Source organism: Pseudomonas sp. R19M (assembly GCF_050312585.1).
Lineage (GTDB): Bacteria > Pseudomonadota > Gammaproteobacteria > Pseudomonadales > Pseudomonadaceae > Aquipseudomonas > Aquipseudomonas palleroniana.
On record NZ_JBNPJV010000073.1, the window covers coordinates 1 to 17,444 of the forward strand.

Annotated in this window: 14 protein-coding genes; 10 read left to right on the forward strand and 4 right to left on the reverse strand. The window is 63.9% G+C overall.

Annotation, left to right across the window (positions count from 1 at the left end):
- Positions 1 to 54: 54 nt before the first annotated feature.
- Genes ACQRBT_RS15390 through ACQRBT_RS15400 form a run of 3 tightly spaced genes read right to left on the reverse strand, consistent with a single transcriptional unit; the run spans position 55 to position 3,144 of the window.
- A complete protein-coding gene (locus ACQRBT_RS15390; protein WP_411985203.1) occupies positions 55 to 1,518 on the reverse strand; it encodes an aldehyde dehydrogenase family protein in 1,464 nt (487 codons plus the stop codon).
- A 40-nt stretch (positions 1,519 to 1,558) separates the two neighbouring features.
- Positions 1,559 to 2,272 carry a cupin domain-containing protein gene (locus ACQRBT_RS15395; protein WP_412047104.1) on the reverse strand — a complete coding sequence of 238 codons (714 nt, stop codon included), beginning with the start codon at positions 2,270 to 2,272 and terminating at the stop codon, positions 1,559 to 1,561.
- A 20-nt stretch (positions 2,273 to 2,292) separates the two neighbouring features.
- Complete coding sequence (locus ACQRBT_RS15400) at positions 2,293 to 3,144, reverse strand: GNAT family N-acetyltransferase (protein ID WP_412047105.1); 852 nt, start codon at positions 3,142 to 3,144, stop codon at positions 2,293 to 2,295.
- Between the two features lie 503 nt (positions 3,145 to 3,647).
- Here ACQRBT_RS15400 and ACQRBT_RS15405 point away from each other — a divergent pair.
- The 9 genes from ACQRBT_RS15405 to ACQRBT_RS15445 all read left to right on the forward strand — a co-directional run bounded on the left by ACQRBT_RS15405 (position 3,648) and on the right by ACQRBT_RS15445 (position 14,924).
- A complete protein-coding gene (locus ACQRBT_RS15405) occupies positions 3,648 to 4,316 on the forward strand; it encodes a haloacid dehalogenase type II (RefSeq protein WP_412047106.1) in 669 nt (222 codons plus the stop codon).
- 31 nt (positions 4,317 to 4,347) lie between these two features.
- A complete protein-coding gene (locus ACQRBT_RS15410; protein WP_412047107.1) occupies positions 4,348 to 5,622 on the forward strand; it encodes an NAD(P)/FAD-dependent oxidoreductase in 1,275 nt (424 codons plus the stop codon).
- 95 nt (positions 5,623 to 5,717) lie between these two features.
- On the forward strand, positions 5,718 to 7,355 hold the full coding sequence (locus ACQRBT_RS15415) for an ABC transporter substrate-binding protein (RefSeq protein WP_412047108.1): 1,638 nt from the start codon (positions 5,718 to 5,720) through the stop codon (positions 7,353 to 7,355).
- A gap of 19 nt (positions 7,356 to 7,374) precedes the next feature.
- The gene (locus ACQRBT_RS15420; RefSeq protein ID WP_090369320.1) at positions 7,375 to 8,331 is read left to right on the forward strand and encodes an ABC transporter permease; all 957 of its coding nucleotides are present in this window, start codon (positions 7,375 to 7,377) and stop codon (positions 8,329 to 8,331) included.
- Positions 8,328 to 9,203: an ABC transporter permease gene (locus ACQRBT_RS15425; RefSeq protein WP_060756190.1), complete on the forward strand. Its 876-nt coding sequence runs from the start codon at positions 8,328 to 8,330 to the stop codon at positions 9,201 to 9,203. Before ACQRBT_RS15420 ends, ACQRBT_RS15425 begins: the two co-directional genes overlap by 4 nt.
- A gap of 1 nt (position 9,204) precedes the next feature.
- Entirely contained in the window at positions 9,205 to 11,046 is a 1,842-nt protein-coding gene (locus ACQRBT_RS15430; RefSeq protein ID WP_412047109.1) for an ABC transporter ATP-binding protein, read from the forward strand.
- A gap of 43 nt (positions 11,047 to 11,089) precedes the next feature.
- Entirely contained in the window at positions 11,090 to 12,247 is a 1,158-nt protein-coding gene (gene argE, locus ACQRBT_RS15435; protein ID WP_412047110.1) for an acetylornithine deacetylase, read from the forward strand.
- A gap of 117 nt (positions 12,248 to 12,364) precedes the next feature.
- Entirely contained in the window at positions 12,365 to 13,828 is a 1,464-nt protein-coding gene (locus ACQRBT_RS15440; protein WP_412047111.1) for an NAD-dependent succinate-semialdehyde dehydrogenase, read from the forward strand.
- Positions 13,829 to 13,838: 10 nt separating this feature from the next.
- Positions 13,839 to 14,924: a tartrate dehydrogenase gene (locus ACQRBT_RS15445; RefSeq protein WP_412047112.1), complete on the forward strand. Its 1,086-nt coding sequence runs from the start codon at positions 13,839 to 13,841 to the stop codon at positions 14,922 to 14,924.
- 49 nt (positions 14,925 to 14,973) lie between these two features.
- Here the strand turns inward: ACQRBT_RS15445 and ACQRBT_RS15450 are convergent, their stop codons facing one another.
- The gene (locus ACQRBT_RS15450; RefSeq protein ID WP_412047113.1) at positions 14,974 to 15,900 is read right to left on the reverse strand and encodes a 2-hydroxyacid dehydrogenase; all 927 of its coding nucleotides are present in this window, start codon (positions 15,898 to 15,900) and stop codon (positions 14,974 to 14,976) included.
- Positions 15,901 to 16,092: 192 nt separating this feature from the next.
- Here ACQRBT_RS15450 and gabT point away from each other — a divergent pair, with 192 nt between their 5' ends.
- Entirely contained in the window at positions 16,093 to 17,385 is a 1,293-nt protein-coding gene (gene gabT, locus ACQRBT_RS15455; protein ID WP_412047114.1) for a 4-aminobutyrate--2-oxoglutarate transaminase, read from the forward strand.
- Positions 17,386 to 17,444 lie beyond the last annotated feature (59 nt).

Genomic DNA, 17,444 nt, shown 5'->3' on the forward strand with positions numbered 1-17,444 from the left:
GTCAGTTGACCTCTCTGCTATCGGGAGCAAGCCCCCTCTTGTTTACAGTGGATATCAGGCACCGAATCCGACAATGGCCTTGGTCTCCAGGTACTCCTCAAAACCTTGCACGCCATACTCGCGGCCATTCCCCGAACGTTTATAACCGCCAAAGGGCGCCATCGGGTCCCAGGCCGGATGGTTCAGGTGCACCTGCCCGGCGCGAATGCGCGACGCCACGGCACGCGCAAGCTGGATGTCCTGCCCCTGCACATGCGCGCCCAGCCCGTACACCGTGTCATTGGCGATGGCGACGGCTTCATCGAGGCTGTCATACGCGATGATGCAGAGCACCGGGCCGAAAATTTCTTCCTGGGCGATGCGCATGCTGCTCGCGACATCGGAAAACACGGTCGGGCGGGCATAGAAGCCTTTGTCAAAGCCCGGTACGCGCCCGGGGCCACCGCAGACCCGTTTCGCGCCTTCGGCGATGCCGGCTTCGATCATGCTCTGGACACGCTCGAACTGTGCCTGGTTGGCAATCGGGCCGAGTACGGTGTCCTCCGACTGCGGGTCACCGACGACGATGCCATTGGCGGTGGCCGCTGCCAGCGCTTCGACTTCCGCCAGCCTGCTCCGGGGCACGATCATCCGCGTCGGTGCGCTGCAGGATTGCCCCACGTTGCGAAATGCCGACATCACGCCCAGCGGCACGGCCTTGGCAAAGTCTGCATCGGGCAGCAGCACATTCGGCGACTTGCCGCCCAGCTCCTGGGTCACGCGTTTCACCGTCGGCGCGGCCGCTTGCGCCACCAGCGCGCCGGCGCGGTTGGAGCCGGTGATGGAAATCATATCGATGTCAGCGTGCGCCGCCATGGCGGCGCCTACCTCGTGGCCACTGCCATTGACCAGGTTGAACACCCCGGGCGGCAGGCCGGCATCGTGCACCAACTGGGCGAACAGCAACGCGCTCAGCGGCGACAGTTCGCTGGGTTTGAGCACCACGGTGCAGCCGGCGGCAATCGCCGGGGCAACCTTGGCGGTGATCTGGTACAGCGGCCAGTTCCACGGGGTGATGAGCCCGCATACGCCGATGGGTTCGCGCTCGATCGCGGTGCTGCCTTCCAGCGTCTGGAAGCGATAGTCGGCCAACAGATCACGTGCGACGCGCACGTGTTCGGCCGCCAGTGGCACCTGCATGGCCCGTGCGAAACCTATCGCCGCCCCCATCTCCAGGCACAGCGCCTGGGCCAGCTCTTCCTTGCGTTCCAGGATCAGCGTATGGATCTTGCCCAGTACGCGGGCGCGCTCCGCAGGGGCGCAAGCCGCCCAACCGGGAAACGCCTCACGCGCCGCTGCAACGGCGCGATCGACATCTTCGGCGGTGCCGCGCGCCACCTGCGCCACCTCCTGTTCGGTGGCCGGGTTGATCACCCCGAGGCTGGCCGGAACAGCCGGCGAAACCCACTGGCCATTGATGTAGAACCTGGCCAATACGTGGGCATCGACGCTGGGGTGGTTCGAAGAGTGTGTAGTCATGTTCAACGGGCTCCCTGGAGCGATAACGGGCGTTGCGAACTTATTTCACCGCGTAAACCTTGCGCACATACACCGAGCCGCGCCAGGCACAGGGCGCGCCTTTGGCGACGAACACGGTGTCTCCGGTGTTGACCGTCAGATCGACACCCTCAGCGTCCTGAAGCGTCATGTTGCCTTCGATCAGGTACATCAATTCGTGCAGCTTGTGCGGGCGGCCGTGGCGGGCATAGGGCGTCGAGTCCCAGATGCCGACGCGCAGTTCGGTGCTGGCGTCGTCGAACAGGTTGTTGGCGCGGCATTGCGGCGCAGGGCCGATCAGGATGTGTGTGTCGGGTGCGGCTGACGGGTTGAGCTGGGCACGCGGATCGAGCCAGGTCAGGCCGGGGCGCAGCGGGGCGTCGGCGAGGTCCACGGCGCAGAAGGCCCAGCAGGTGCCTGGAGTCGCCTGCAGGGTGAGGCGGGTGCCACGGCCGATGACCGCGCTGTCGCCGACGCCCAGTTCCAACGTCTGCTCGGCGCTGTGCAGCAGGACTGAGCCTGCGTGAATCACCAGCGTTTCGCTGTGGGGGAAGTCTTCGATCACCGCTTCGCCGCTGAACGCGACCAGGCCGGCAGACACGCCGTCGTCGCTCAGCCAGGCCAGCCGGCGGGTGTCGCCGAAGGGGTCGAGCGTGCTCAGGGCCGCGTTGCGCAAGGGCGTGTCGACAGGACTGCCGTCAGCGCGAGCGAGCATAAGGATACGGGGGGGGAACATGGGCAATACTCCAGGAGAAATCAGCCGACGGCTTGGGTGATCAGGGCAAATGCATGTATGCCTGCGCGGGCTTTGGGCGGTTCACCCTTGGCCATGCGTGCAACCTTGTCGACGCACTTCAAACCGGCCTGCTCGAGCCAGTCGTTGAGGCCGCATTCGGCCGGGATATCGATGCGCACAAAGGCGTCCGGTACCTCGGCCAGCAGCGTGCCGATCAGGTGCTTGGCCTGCTCGAGCGTCTCGGCCACTACCGGGCCGATGCAGCGCCCGCGACCAAAGGGGTACAGCAGTGCAATCGCGCGCAACTGGCCGTCGCGTTCGATGCCTACCGCGTGCTCCACTTGCAGGTCGCGCAGGATCTCGCGGCGGTCCAGGCCGCTACCGGCGCTGGCCAGGTCGATCAGGGCGGCATGATCATCGGCATTCAGCGTGCGGCAGGTTTCGCCTGCGGCCAGAGCGGTCAGTTCGGGAACCTGCACCTGACCTTGATGCTGCTGCACATAGCCAAATTCGACAAACCCCTGGCTGGCATAAAGCGGTGCGCCGGCCAGGGTCGCGTTGAGCAGTGGCGTGCTGGTTCGGCAGGCCTTCAGGGCCATTTCCATCAAGCGTCGGCCGATGCCCTTGCCCTGATAGTCGTCGCTGACGATCACCAGGCCGATCGTTGTGTAATCACCCTGGGGGCAGGCGAACGCCGAGCCGATCAGGCGCTCACTGTCGAGTACCACAAAACCATCGCTGACCCGTTGCAGCATCGCCCAATCTTCCAGGCGGTGTGGCCATTTGAGTTGCACCGACAGGTCATGGGCGGCTGGGAGGTCGGCGACCGTCATTGAGCGATAGAGGTAATCAGGGTGTGGCAGGGCAGCCATGGCGGGCCTCCGTTGAGCACGGGTTGAGGGTCGTTGAAACGCCTGTATCCCACCTGCTTTGCGGGCTGGCAAGAGGGTGCGCAGCATTCGGTAGATTTGCCGTGCGGGAGGGTAACGCCACCATAGTTACTACCAAATCGGAGGGGGTGCTCAGCAGCAAATGCCTCACGGCTGATGGACCTGTCCAGCGCTGTGCACGCAGCGCTTCTTTATAGAAAGGTTGTCCACCACACATTCTGCCGCTGGTCGCCCCCAGCCTTGAGCCTTCGTGCCCAAAAAGGCCCATTAAAGCGCATGAATACGGGCTTCGCCCAAGCCTGGAGCGCGCCGCAAACTCTGCTGGCGCCGGCGGCAAAAACGGTGCTTTGTATTGAGGCGGACGCTTTTTTGACGCCATCTGCTGATTTCACAGTGGTGTAATGAAGCTGTGCTGCAACGAGGCCGACGCGCCGTCAGAGCCGCGAATGCTTGCCACCTTCCACTGACTCCAGGACCGCACCCCCATGAGCTTTCTTCGTCCCAAATTCATTACGTTTGACTGCTACGGTACGCTGACCAACTTCCAGATGGGCCCGCTGACCCGCGAGCTGTTCGCGGACCGCATCGCGCCTGAGCAGATGGATCAGTTCGTCAAGGATTTTGCCGCCTACCGCCTTGATCAGGTGATGGGCGACTGGCGGCCGTACGACGAAATTCTCAAGACCGCCCTGGCACGTACCTGCAAGCGCTGGGGCATCGACTATCGTGAAGAAGGTCAGCTGTATTACGACGCCGTGCCGACTTGGGGTCCCCATGCGGACGTGCCGGCCGGCCTGTCGAAGATCGCCGACAAGATTCCCCTGGTGATTCTCTCCAACGCCATGGACAGTCAGATCATGTCCAACGTCGAAAAGCTCGGTGCGCCGTTTCACAAGGTGTACACCGCCCAGCAGGCCCAAGCCTACAAGCCACGCTTGCAAGCGTTCGAATTCATGTTCGACAACCTCGGCTGCGGGCCGGAAGACATCTTGCATGTGTCGTCCAGCTTCCGTTACGACCTGATGTCGGCCCACGACATGAAGATCAAGCACAAGGCGTTTGTTGCCCGCGGACATGAAGCCGCAGGCAATGCCGCCTTTGGCTACCAGCAGATCACCGATATCGGTGGCTTGCCGGGCCTGGTCGGTCTGTAAACACCAACGTCATCGGCGTACGAGGTTAAACATGGGCAGTGAATCCTATTGGCTCGACACCGCACCCGCCTTCACCGGCGCGCAGTTGGGTGACCTGCCCAGGCAGGTCGACGTGGCGGTGGTCGGTGGCGGGTTTACCGGCCTGTCGGCGGCCAGGGCGTTGGCCATGCGCGGCGCCAGTGTGGTGGTGCTGGATGCCGGGCGGGTGGTCGGCGAAGCCTCGGGGCGCAACGGTGGGCAATGCAATACCGGGGTGGCCCAGGATTATGCCGGGCTGCATGCCAGCCTCGGAGCCGCCAAGGCGCGGGACTATTACCAGGCTTATGAAAGCGCAGTGCAGACCGTGGTGTCGTTGGTGGACCAGGAGCAGATCGCCTGCGACATGGTGCGCAACGGCAAGCTCAAGCTGGCGGCCAAGCCCCTGCATTACGAAGGGTTGGCGCGCACCTGCGAGTTGATCCGCCGTGAAGTCGACGCTGATGTCGAGTTGCTCGACGCCGGCCAGACCCGAGCCGAAGTCCATTCGGCGCAGTTTCACGGCGGCTTGCTGCAACGCAATGGCGTGCAAATGCACATCGGGCGTTTTGGTGTGGGCCTGGCCGAGGCGGCGGCGCGACGCGGCGCGATGATCCATGAGCACACGCTGGTCAATGACTGGAAAGCGCAGGCCGGTGGTTATCAAGTCAACACCGCGCGCGGCTCGCTGCACGCCGGTCAAGTGTTGCTGGCCAGCGGTGCCTGCCAGCACGGTGGGCTTGGCTGGTATCGCCGACGCATCGTACCGGTGGGCAGTTTTGTCATCGTTACCGAAGTGTTGCCCCAGGCGCTCATCGATCAGCTATTGCCGCAGCACCGCGCCTATGTGACCAGCCGCATGATCGGCAATTACTTTCGCCTGACCCCGGATAACCGTCTGCTGTTCGGCGGGCGTGCACGCTTTGCGATGTCCAACAGCGTGTCGGATGCCAAGAGCGGCAAGGTACTGCGGGCCGCGATGCTGAACATGTTTCCGCAGTTGGCCCAGGTGAAGATCGATTACTGCTGGGGCGGCCTGGTGGACATGACCTCCGACCGCCTGCCACGTGCCGGGCAACATGGCGGCGTGTTTCATTCCATGGGCTATAGCGGCCATGGGGTGCAGATGTCAGTGCACATGGGCCAGGTGATGGCCGAGGTGATGGCCGGCAATGCCGCGGCGAACCCGTGGCGTGAACTCGAATGGCCGGCGATACCCGGGCATTTCGGCAAACCCTGGTTCCTGCCGTTCGTGGGCGCCTATTACCGCTTTCAGGACTACTTACACTGAGTTGCCGCTGTTGCCTCACCGTCGTGTGTGTTTCCAGAACGCTCCGGATAACCGTGAGCACTCGAACCTTTTAATTTTCGACAGGTAGCCTTGCCATGACAGACAACAAGACCACGCCCTCGCTCATCTCCGGTGAAGAGAGCCTGCGGGTATTCGAAAGCCTCAATCGCGGCATGTCGCGGCGCAATGCCTTGCAAATGCTCGGCCTCGCCGGTGTAGCGGCGGCCGGTGCGGGCAGCTTGTTCGGTACGGCCGGCAAATTGTGGGCCGATGAAGCACCGGCCGAAGGCAAGGGCAAGCCGGGCGGCAAGATCCGCGTGGCCGGTATGTCCACGTCTACCGCCGACACCCTCGACCCGGCCAAGGGCGCGTTGTCTACCGACTATGCGCGCCAATACATGTTCTACAACGGCCTGACGCGCTTCGATAGCCACATGACCCCGCACCTGGAGCTGGCCGAACGCATCGACAATGTCGACGCCACGCTGTGGACCATCACGCTGCGCAAGGACGTGACCTTTCACAACGGCAAGCCGCTGACGTCCGCCGACGTGGTGTTCTCCCTGAGCCGGCATAAGGACCCGTTGACGGGTTCCAAAGTCATGGCGCTGGTGGAGCAGTTCACCGAGATCAAGGCCAGTGGGCCGAACGAAGTGCAGATCCGCCTCAGCGCGCCCAACGCCGAGCTGCCGTCGATCCTCGCGGTGTCGCACCTCTTGATCGTCCCGGAGGGCACCACCGATTTCAACAAAGGCATTGGCACCGGGCCGTTCACCGTCGGCGAATTCAAGCCCGGTGTGCGTTCGATTGCCGTGCGTAACAAGAACTACTGGAAGCCGGGCCTGCCTTACCTCGATGAGATCGAGTTCATTGCCATCGCCGATGAGCCATCGCGGATCAACGCGCTGCTGTCGGGTGACGTGCACATGATCAACGAAGTCAACCCGCGTTCGACCACGCGCATCAGCGCCAGCCCCAAGCACCGGGTCGTCGATGCGCCGTCGGGCAACTACACCGACTTGATCATTCGTCAGGACCAGATGCCCGGCAAAAGCCCGGAATTCACCCAGGCCATGAAGCTGCTGCTGGACCGCGAACAGATCAAGTCCGCCGTGTTCCGCGGCTATGCGGTTGTCGGCAACGACCACCCGATTTCGCCGGGCGCGCGCTACTACAACAGCGACCTGCCGCAAACCGTATACGACCCGGAAAAGGCCAAGTTCCTGCTCAAGAAAGCCGGCATGGAAAGCATCACCATGCCGCTGGTGGCTTCGCCGGCCGCGACCGGTTCGGTGGACATCGCCGTGTTGTTGCAACAATCGGCCAAACAGGCCGGGCTCAAGCTTGACGTCAACCGCCTGCCCACCGATGGCTACTGGTCCAACCACTGGATGAAGCACCCGTTGAGTTTCGGCAACATCAACCCACGGCCGAACGCCGACGTGATGTTCTCGCAGTTCTTCCAGTCCAAGGCGCCCTGGAACGAGTCGGGCTGGCAGAACGATCAGTTCGACCAGTTGCTGTTGCTGGCCCGTGCCGAAACCGATGACGCCAAGCGCACCCAGATGTACCACGACATGCAGGCGCTGGTGCACGACCACTGCGGCATCGGGGTGCCCGTGTTCATCAGCAACATCGATGGCGTGGACAAGCGTGTGAAGGGCTACGTAGCCAATCCGCTCGGTGGTTTCATGGGCTACATGTTTGCCGAGCAAGTCTGGCTGGACGCTTGAGCACCGCGAGGGCAGGACGATGAATAGCACTACACTGTGGTTGATCGGGCGGCGCATCGGCGCCGGGGCCGTGACGTTGTTGATCGTGTCCATGGTCGTGTTCGCGATCACGGCGGTACTGCCGGGGGATGCGGCGCAACAGTCCCTGGGCCAGTTCGCCACCCCGGAACAGGTGGCGGCATTGCGCCTGAAACTGGGGCTCGACCAGCCCGGTGTGCTGCGCTACCTGCACTGGTTGATGAGCCTGCTCAGCGGTGACCTCGGCATGTCGACCTCCAGCGCCATGCCCGTCAGCGAATTGATGGGCGGCCGGGCCCCCAACACCTTGATGCTGGCGAGTGCCACGGCTTTGGTGTCGGTGCCGGTGGCCATGGTGCTGGGTATCGGTTCTGCCATGGCGCGGGGCGGGCGCATCGACAACATCCTGAGCTTTATCACCCTGGCCATGGTCGCGGTGCCGGAGTTTCTGGTGGCGACCCTGGCGGTGCTGATTTTTGCGGTGAACCTGGGGTGGCTGTCGTCGCTGTCTTATGCGAGTGATATCAGCTCCCCCTGGCAGTTCATGCGCACCTATGCCTTGCCGGTGATGACGCTGTGCTGCGTGATCGTCGCGCAAATGGCGCGCATGACCCGCGCGGCAGTGATCGATCAGCTCGACAGCCCTTATGTGGAAATGGCGCGTCTCAAAGGCGTCGGCCCGATCCGCATTGTGCTGCGCCATGCGTTGCCCAATGCGATCGGCCCGATTGCCAATGCCATCGCCCTGAGCCTCTCGTATTTGCTGGGCGGTGTGGTGATCGTCGAAACCATCTTCAACTATCCCGGCATCGCCAGCTTGATGGTCGATGCCGTGACCAACCGCGACATGGCGTTGGTGCAGGCGTGCAGCATGCTGTTCTGCGCGGCCTATCTGGGCCTGGTGTTAATCGCCGACCTGTGCGCCATCCTGTCCAATCCGAGGCTGAGAAACCAATGAATATGCTCATTGCGAAAGGCAAGCCTGCTTCCTCCGCCCTGGCGTTGGCCAAAGCGTCCAGCGGCCCGTCCTGGCTGGGGCTGCTGGGTGGCGTGGTGTGCCTGGCCTGGTTACTGCTGGCGCTGGTCGGCCCCTGGCTGGCGCCGCACCCGGTGGGCGAAGTGGTGTCTGATAACGTCTTCGACGGCTTCAGCCTGGCTCATCCGTTCGGCACCGACTACCTGGGCCGCGACATGCTCAGCCGCGTGATGGTCGGCGCCCGCTTCACCGTCGGCCTGGCCCTGGTGGCGGCGGTGCTGGCCAGTACCTTGGGCACCTTGTGTGCGCTGGTGTCGGTGGTGTCGCCCAAGTGGCTGGACGAAATCCTCAGCCGCATCATGGATGCCTTCATTTCCATCCCGAGCAAAATGTTCGCGCTGATCATGGTCTCGGCATTCGGCTCGTCGGTGACGCTGCTGATCTGCACGGCGGTGATCAGTTACATCCCCGGCTCGTTCCGCGTCGCGCGCAGCATGGCGGTGAACATCGAGACCCTGGAATACGTGCAGGTTGCGCGTACCCGCGGCGAGGGCCGGCTGTATGTGGCGTGCCGGGAGATTCTGCCGAACATGCTCAACCCGGTATTGACCGACCTGGGGCTGCGTTTCGGCTACATCGTGCTATTGCTTGCCGGCATGAGCTTCCTGGGCCTGGGCGTGCAGCCACCGGACGCCGACCTCGGCTCGCTGGTGCGCGAAAACATCGGCGGCCTCAGCCAGGGTGCGTTGGCTATCGTCATTCCGGCGCTGGCCATTGGCACCTTGACCATCGGCGTGAATCTGTTGATCGACTATCTGTCTTCCCGACGCAGTCGACGTGCGGGAGGCCATTGAAATGACGGAATTGATTCGTGTCGAAGACTTGCGTGTCGTCGCCTGTGGCGAGCACGGCGAAGTGGAAATCGTCAAAGGCGTGAGCTTCTCGCTGGAGCAGGGCCAGGTGCTGGCGTTGATCGGCGAGTCCGGCTCCGGCAAGACCACCATTGCCCTTTCGTTGCTCGGCTACGCGCGACGTGGGTGTCGGTTGTCCGGCGGGGTGGTGCGTGTCGGCGAGCACGACATGCTGGCCGCGAGCGAAAGCCAGTTGCAGAAGCTGCGCGGCAACCGCGTGTCGTATATCGCGCAGAGTGCGGCCGCCGCGTTCAACCCGGCGAAAAAGCTCATCGACCAGGTGGTAGAAGGCGCCCTGATCCACGGGCTGGGTAGCCGCGTCGAGTTGGAGGCCAAGGCGATCGGTCTGTTCCGTGACCTGGCCTTGCCCAACCCGGAGCGCATCGGCCAACGCTACCCGCACCAGGTCTCCGGCGGGCAGTTGCAACGGGTGATGGCGGCGATGGCGCTGATCAGCGACCCCTTGCTGGTGGTGCTCGACGAGCCGACCACGGCGCTGGATGTGACCACGCAGATCGACGTGCTGCGGGCGTTCAAGCGCGTGGTGCGCGAACGCGGCGCGACGGCGGTGTATGTGTCCCATGACCTGGCGGTCGTGGCGCAAATGGCTGACCGTATCGTGGTGCTCAACAATGGCCAGATTCTCGAACAGAGCGCCACCGCGCCGCTGCTCGAGGCCCCGGCGCATGACTACACGCGCAGCCTGCTGGCGGCCGCGCAGCCGGACGCGACGATCCGTCCGCCGTCCGGCATCGCCGAAGACACGCCACTGCTGACCATCAGCGGCCTGACGGCCGGCTACGGCAACAAAAATGCGCAGGGCCTGCCGCTGATCCGTGTGCTCGAAGGCATCGACCTCACCGTGCGCAGGGGCCAGGCGATCGGTGTGATCGGCGAATCCGGCTCGGGTAAGTCGACCCTGGCGCGGGTGGTCGCGGGGTTGTTGCCGCCCGCCCAGGGTGGCCTCACGTTCGACGGCCAGCCGCTCGGAGGCTGCCTTTCCGAGCGCACGCCGGAACAGTTCCGACGCATCCAGATGGTGTTCCAGAACGCCGACACCGCGCTCAACCCGATGCACAGCGTGGACGCCATCATCGGCCGGCCGCTGAAAATGTACTTCGGCCTCAAGGGCAAGGCGTTGCGCGAGCGCACCGAGCAATTGCTTGACCTGGTGCGCCTGCCACGCACCTTGGCCGGCCGGCGCCCCAGCGAGTTGTCCGGTGGGCAGAAGCAGCGGGTCAACCTGGCCCGGGCGCTGGCCGCCGAGCCGGACCTGATCCTGTGCGATGAAGTCACCTCGGCCCTGGATACTGTGGTGGGGGCGGCGATCCTGGAACTGTTGCGTGACCTGCGCCAGGAACTGGGTGTGTCCTACCTGTTTATCAGCCACGACATCTCCACCGTGCGCGCGCTGTGCGATGACATTGTGGTGATGTACAGCGGCCGGAAGGTCCAGGCCGGCAGCCGCCAGACGTTTGCCGAGCCACCGTTCCATCCCTACACCGACCTGTTGATTCACTCGGTGCCGGAATTGCGCCAGGGCTGGCTGGAAACGTGCGGCGCGACCAGCGGCACGTTGCCGCCGGTGGGTGCAAACGCCGGCGGGCTGCAACTGTGCAGCTTCCTCAATCGCTGCCCGATGCGCGTTGACGGCCTGTGCAATAGCGTGCCGCCCAGCCGGCGCGTCTTGGACAATGGCAGTGAAATTCTCTGCCACCATGACGCTGCCCAGTTGCTCAAGACCCAGCAAGGCCGGGTGATTGAAACCTCGGGAGCCTGCGTATGAGTCGGCACCTTGCCCTTTTTGCCCAGCAACGGAGCCAGGTCTGATGAAACCTCGCGTACTGGATATCCTGAAAAAACTGCTGGCGTTCGACACCGTTTCATCGGAGTCGAACATGGCTTTGATCGAGTATGTGCGCGACCTGCTGCTGACTCGCGGCATCGAGTCGCTGATCGTCAAGGACGCCAGCGGGCGCAAGGCCAACCTGTTCGCCAGCACCGGGCCCGAGGGCCAGCCTGGCGTGTTGCTCTCCGGGCACACCGACGTGGTACCGGCGGCAGGGCAGGCCTGGACCTTTCCGGCGTTCGCCGCCACCGTCCAGGACGGGCGGATCTATGGGCGTGGCAGTTGCGACATGAAGGGCTTTATCGCCCTGGCCATTGACGCGATGCTCGAGGCGGCCGATTACCCGTTGAGTCGCCCGTTGCAACTGGCCCTGTCCCATGATGAAGAGATTGGCTGCGTCGGCGTGCGACGCTTGCTGGATGTGCTGCATCTGGCGCCGGTACGGCCGTTTCTGTGCGTGGTGGGCGAGCCGACCAACATGCAATTTGTGCTGGGCCACAAGGGCAAGGGTTCCTACCGCACCTATTGCCGTGGCCTGGAGGCGCACTCGTCGCTGGCGCCTCGTTCGGTGAACGCCATCCATGTGGCTTGCGACTTTATCGCCGCGCTGCGTGAGAGCCAGCAGCAGTTGCAGCACCATGGCGCCCAGGACAGCGATTACGACGTGCCCTACAGCACCGTGCATGTCGGGCAGATTGTCGGGGGCAAGGCGCTGAATATCGTGCCGAACCTGTGCACCCTGGATTTCGAGGTGCGCAACTTGCCGGCCGACGACCTCGAGCAGTTCCTGGAGCAACTGCGCGAGCGGGCCGAAGTGATCGTGCAGGAGGCGAAGAAACTGTCGAGCGTCGCGGCTATCGAGATCGAGACCCTCAACGTCTACCCGGGCCTGGAGACCCATCCCAGCGTCGAAGCGGTGCGCTTTCTCAAGCAGTTTGCCGCGCCGGACACGGGCGCTGCCAAGGTGTCTTTCGGCACCGAAGGCGGCCTGTTCAAGCAGCGCCTGGATGTTCCGGTGGTGGTGTGCGGGCCGGGCTCGATCGAACAGGCGCACAAGCCCGATGAGTTTATCGAGATCAGCCAGATGGAGGCTGGAGAGGTGTTCCTGCACGGCCTGCTCGGTTCATTGAAGGCCTAGCAGAGCCTGCCGTCCTGGGCGCAATTTCAGCAGGCCACGCTGCCCACGCGACGCTTTCGGCATCCTTGTTCGTGGCACCTCCCTAGACTGGAGCGTGTCTCGAACCAGGACCCGACCATGCTCACTACTCGCCTGCAAGACCCCAGCCTCCTTACTGAACTCGCCTATGTCGATGGCCAATGGATCGCCGCCGACAGCGGCGCCACTCTGGACGTTCTCGACCCTGCCACCGGCCAGGTGCTCGCCCGGGTACCGGCCATGGACGCGGTCGACACTCGCCGCGCCATCGAAGCCGCCGAGCGTGCCTGGCCCGCCTGGCGTGCGCGCCCGGCCGCCGAACGCGCCGCGCTGCTGGAGCGCTGGTACCAGGCCATGCTCGATAACCTCGATGACCTGGCGCTGATCATGACCCGCGAGCAGGGCAAGCCGCTCAATGAAGCCAAGGGCGAGATCCGCTACGGCGCAGGCTTCGTCAAGTGGTTCGCCGAAGAGGCGCGCAGGGTCTACGGCGAAACCATGCCGGCACCCAGCGGCGACCGGCGTCTGCTGACGCTCAAGCAGCCGGTGGGCGTATGTGCCGCTATCACGCCGTGGAATTTCCCCAATGCGATGATCACCCGTAAATGCGCGCCGGCCTTGGCCGCCGGCTGCCCGATCATCGTCAAGCCATCGGACCTCACCCCGTTGTCGGCCCTGGCCCTGGCGGTACTGGCCGAGCGCGTCGGCATCCCGGCCGGCGTGTTCAACGTGATCACCGGGCTGCCTGCCGGTATTGGCACGGAACTGACCGGCAACCCGAGCGTGCGCAAGATTTCCTTCACGGGTTCCACCGCCGTCGGCCGCCTGCTGATGCGCCAAAGCGCCGAGCACATCAAGCGGTTGAGCCTGGAACTGGGCGGCAATGCGCCGTTTGTGGTGTTCGACGATGCCGACCTCGAGCAGGCGGTCGCGGGGGTCATGCTCAGCAAGTTTCGTAATGCCGGGCAAACCTGTGTGTGCGCCAACCGCATCCTGGTGCAGGACGGTATTTACGAGCGCTTCGCCGCGCGCCTGGTGCAAGAGGTGAACAAACTCAAGGTCGGCCACGGCCTGGAGGAGGGCGTGAGCATTGGCCCGTTGATCAACCCGGCGGCGGTCACCAAAGTGACGCAGCATATCGAGGATGCCTTGAGCCAGGGCGCGACGTTGTTGTGCGGCGCAATCCCGACTGACGACAGCCCGTTCGTGCAGCCCACGGTATTGGGCGACGCTCACGCAGGAATGCTGCTGGCCAACGAAGAAACATTCGGCCCGGTGGCGCCGCTGATGCGCTTTACCCACGAGGCACAGGCACTGGCCCTGGCCAACGCCACTCCGTACGGCCTGGGCGCCTACTATTTCACCCAGAACCTGGCGCGCTCGTGGCGCTTTGGGGAGGCCCTCGAGTTCGGCATGGTGGGCCTCAATACCGGGATTATCTCGATGGAAGTCGCGCCGTTCGGCGGCATCAAGCAATCGGGGCTGGGGCGCGAAGGCAGCAAGTACGGGCTGGACGAGTACCTTGAAGTCAAAGCTTTTCACATTGGCGGGTTGAACGAGTGAGGCAGGATCCATGAGCAAGGCATTCAGAATCGCCGCCATTGCCGGCGACGGCATCGGTAAGGAAGTGTTGCCCGAAGGGCTGCGGGTAGTGGAGCAGGCCGCCAGGGTTTGGGACCTGAACCTGAGCATCGAAGTGTTCGATTGGGCCCACTGTGATTACTACCTGCAACACGGGCAGATGATGCCCGACGACTGGTTCGAGCAGCTCAAGGACTTCGACGCCATTTACTTCGGCGCCGTGGGCTGGCCGGCCAAGGTCGCGGATCACATTTCGCTGTGGGGCTCGCTGCTCAAGTTCCGCCGCGACTTCGACCAGTACGTGAATATCCGCCCGGTCCGGCTGTTTCCTGGCGTGCCATGCCCACTGGCCGGGCGCGAGCCGGGTGATATCGATTTCGTGGTCATTCGTGAAAACACCGAGGGTGAATACTCATCGGTGGGTGGCAAGATGTTCGAAGGCACCGAACATGAGTTCGTGTTGCAGGAGTCGGTATTCACCCGGCGCGGCGTCGATCGCATCCTCAAGTTCGCTTTCGATCTGGCCCAGAGCCGGCCGCGCAAGAAGCTCACGGCGGCGACCAAGTCCAATGGCATCTCCATCAGCATGCCTTACTGGGATGAACGTGCCGCGCTGATGGCGGCTGACTACCCAGAGGTGACGTGGGACAAACAGCACATCGACATCCTGTGCGCACGCTTCGTGCTGCAGCCGGATCGCTTCGACGTGGTCGTGGCGTCCAACCTGTTTGGCGACATTTTGTCGGACCTGGGGCCGGCGTGTGCGGGCACCATCGGCATTGCGCCGTCGGCCAACCTCGATCCCGAGCGCCGCTTTCCTTCGCTGTTCGAACCGGTGCACGGCTCGGCGCCGGACATCTACGGGCAGAATATTGCCAACCCGATTGCGATGATCTGGTCGGGGGCACTGATGCTGGATTTCCTCGGCAATGGTGATGCGCGCTATCGGGCGGCCCATGACGCCATCCTGCAGGCGATCGAAGCGGTGATTGCCGAGGGGTTGATCACGCCAGACCTGGGCGGCAAGGCGTCGACCCAGGAAGTGGGCGCGGCGATTACCCAGAGGCTGGTGCGCTGACGACGCCCGGGGCCCCTATCCGTTGCCGTGGTAACGGATAGGGGTGCAATCAATAACCTTTGCTGCGATCCACCTCACCCAGCATCGGCTCGCCACACTGATGCCGCCGAATATTTTCCAATAACACCGCAAACGCGCTGTCCGGTTGGGTCATCGCGGCAATATGGGGCGTGAGCAGGATCTGTGGGTGGCCCCAGAACGGATGGTCCGCCGGCGCCGGTTCCTCTTGCACTACATCCAGCACGGCGCCGCTGAGTTGCCCGCTGGCCAGGGCTTGCAGCAAATCCTCTTCCACCAGGTGCCCGCCACGCCCCATGTTGATCAGCGCGGCGCCCTTGGGCAGTTGGGCGAACAGGCGCCGATTGAGAATGCCTTGGGTCTGCTCGGTCAGCGGCAGCACGCACAGCAGGATATCGCACTGGTTGAGGAACGCCGGCAATTGCGCCTCACCGGCAAAACACTCCACACCCGGCAACTGATGAGGGCTGCGTGCCCAGCCCGACAAGGCAAACCCCAACGGCGCCAGCGTCGCGAGGATCTGCTGGGCCTGGGCGCCCAGGCCCATCACACCGACGCGGCGGTTCGCCGCCGGTTGCAACAGGTGCGCCTGCCAGCAGCGCGCCAGCTGTTGCTGGCGGTAGCGCAGCATGTCGCGGTGCAGGCTGAGCACGGCCCAACTGGCGTATTCGCACATGCCGCGGGTGATGCCGGGATCGAGCAAGCGCACCACGGGCAGCTGCGCCGGCAAACGCGCGAGGTCGAGTTGATCCACCCCGGCCGATACCGCAAACAGCACTTTCAGATTGGGCAACAGTTGCTCGAGATCGTCGGGTGCCAGCCAGGCGGCCAGGTAGTCGATCTCGGCGGGGTCGCCGATGTCGGGCCAGGCGCGCCATTCGATGTCCGGTGCGTGCTCGGCAAAAAGTGCCTGCCAGCGCTCGCCGCGTACCGGGTCGGATTTGTAAAGCAGAGCCATGGGCATCTCCGCAGGGTTGAAAGTAGCCCTCATCATCCTCCAGGCACGGCGCAGGATCTGTTGAAACACAGGGGCAAAACAGTTGATCCGAATTTCTCACGGGGCAAGTTCGGTGCAGTTCGTTTCCGCCAGGTCGTACTCTGAGTGGCATCGCAACCGTCTCAGGTTGCCGGTCTCACAATGGGAAATGCCATGAACAGCAGAGTCGACGAAACCCCACATTTGCTCCGCCAGCGCGATCAATTCGTACCTCGCGGCCTGATCACCGCGCACCCGCTGGTGATCGATCGCGCCCAGGGCGCCGAGTTGTGGGACGTGGAAGGCAAGCGCTATCTGGACTTCGTCGGCGGTATCGGCGTGTTGAACATCGGCCATAACCATCCGCAAGTGGTCGCGGCGGTGCATGCCCAGTTGCAGAAAGTCTCCCACGCCTGCTTCCAGGTGGTGGCGTACCAGCCTTATCTCGACCTGGCCCAGCGCCTGTGTGAACTGGTCGGTGGGGAGGATGATTACAAGGCGGCGTTTTTCACCTCCGGCGCCGAGGCGGTGGAGAATGCGGTGAAGATCGCTCGCGCCCATACCAATCGTTCGGCGGTCATCGCCTTTCGCGGCGGTTTCCATGGCCGTACGTTGCTGGGGACCACGCTCACCGGCATGAGCCAGCCGTACAAACAGAACTTCGGGCCATTTGCGCCGGAGGTTTTCCATACCCCTTATCCCAATGCTTATCGCGGCGTGACCAGCGCGCTGGCGCTCCAGGCGCTGGATGAGTTGCTGGCCACCCAGGTTGCCCCGGAGCGCGTGGCGGCGATCATCATCGAACCAGTGCAGGGCGATGGCGGCTTCCTCTCGGCGCCGGCCGAGTTTCTCCAGGCGTTGCGTGCGTTGGCCGACAAGCACGGCATTGTGCTGATCCTGGATGAGATCCAGACCGGTTTCGGCCGCACCGGCACCTGGTTTGGTTTCCAGCACGCCGGGATCCAGCCTGACCTGGTGACCGTGGCCAAGAGCCTGGCCGGCGGTTTGCCGTTGTCCGGCGTGGTGGGCAAGGCCCACATCATGGATGCACCGCTGCCCGGTGGCCTGGGCGGCACCTATGGTGGCAACGCCTTGGCGTGCGCGGCGGCGCTGGCGGTGATCACGGCGTTCGAACAGGAGCAATTACTGGCGCGCAGCCAAGTGCTGGGCGAGCGCCTGCGCCAGGGCCTGCTGGGCTTGCAGGCGCGCTACCCGCGGATTGGTGATGTGCGCGGCACCGGTTTCATGCTGGCGATCGAGCTGATCAAAGATGATTCGGCGCGCACCCCGGATGCCGAGCTGAATCAACGGGTGATCGATGAAGCCCGCGCCGGTGGTTTGTTGGTGATCAAATGCGGCGTGCACCGCAACGTGCTGCGTTTTCTCGCGCCGCTGGTGGCGACCGAGGCGCAGGTCGACGAGGCCGTGCAGATTCTCGATGCGGCCTTGGCACGGGTCTTGAACTGAGCCAGGGCCCGCCTCGGGACCTGATGGCGGCACCGTCCGTGAACCGTTATGGCGCACGG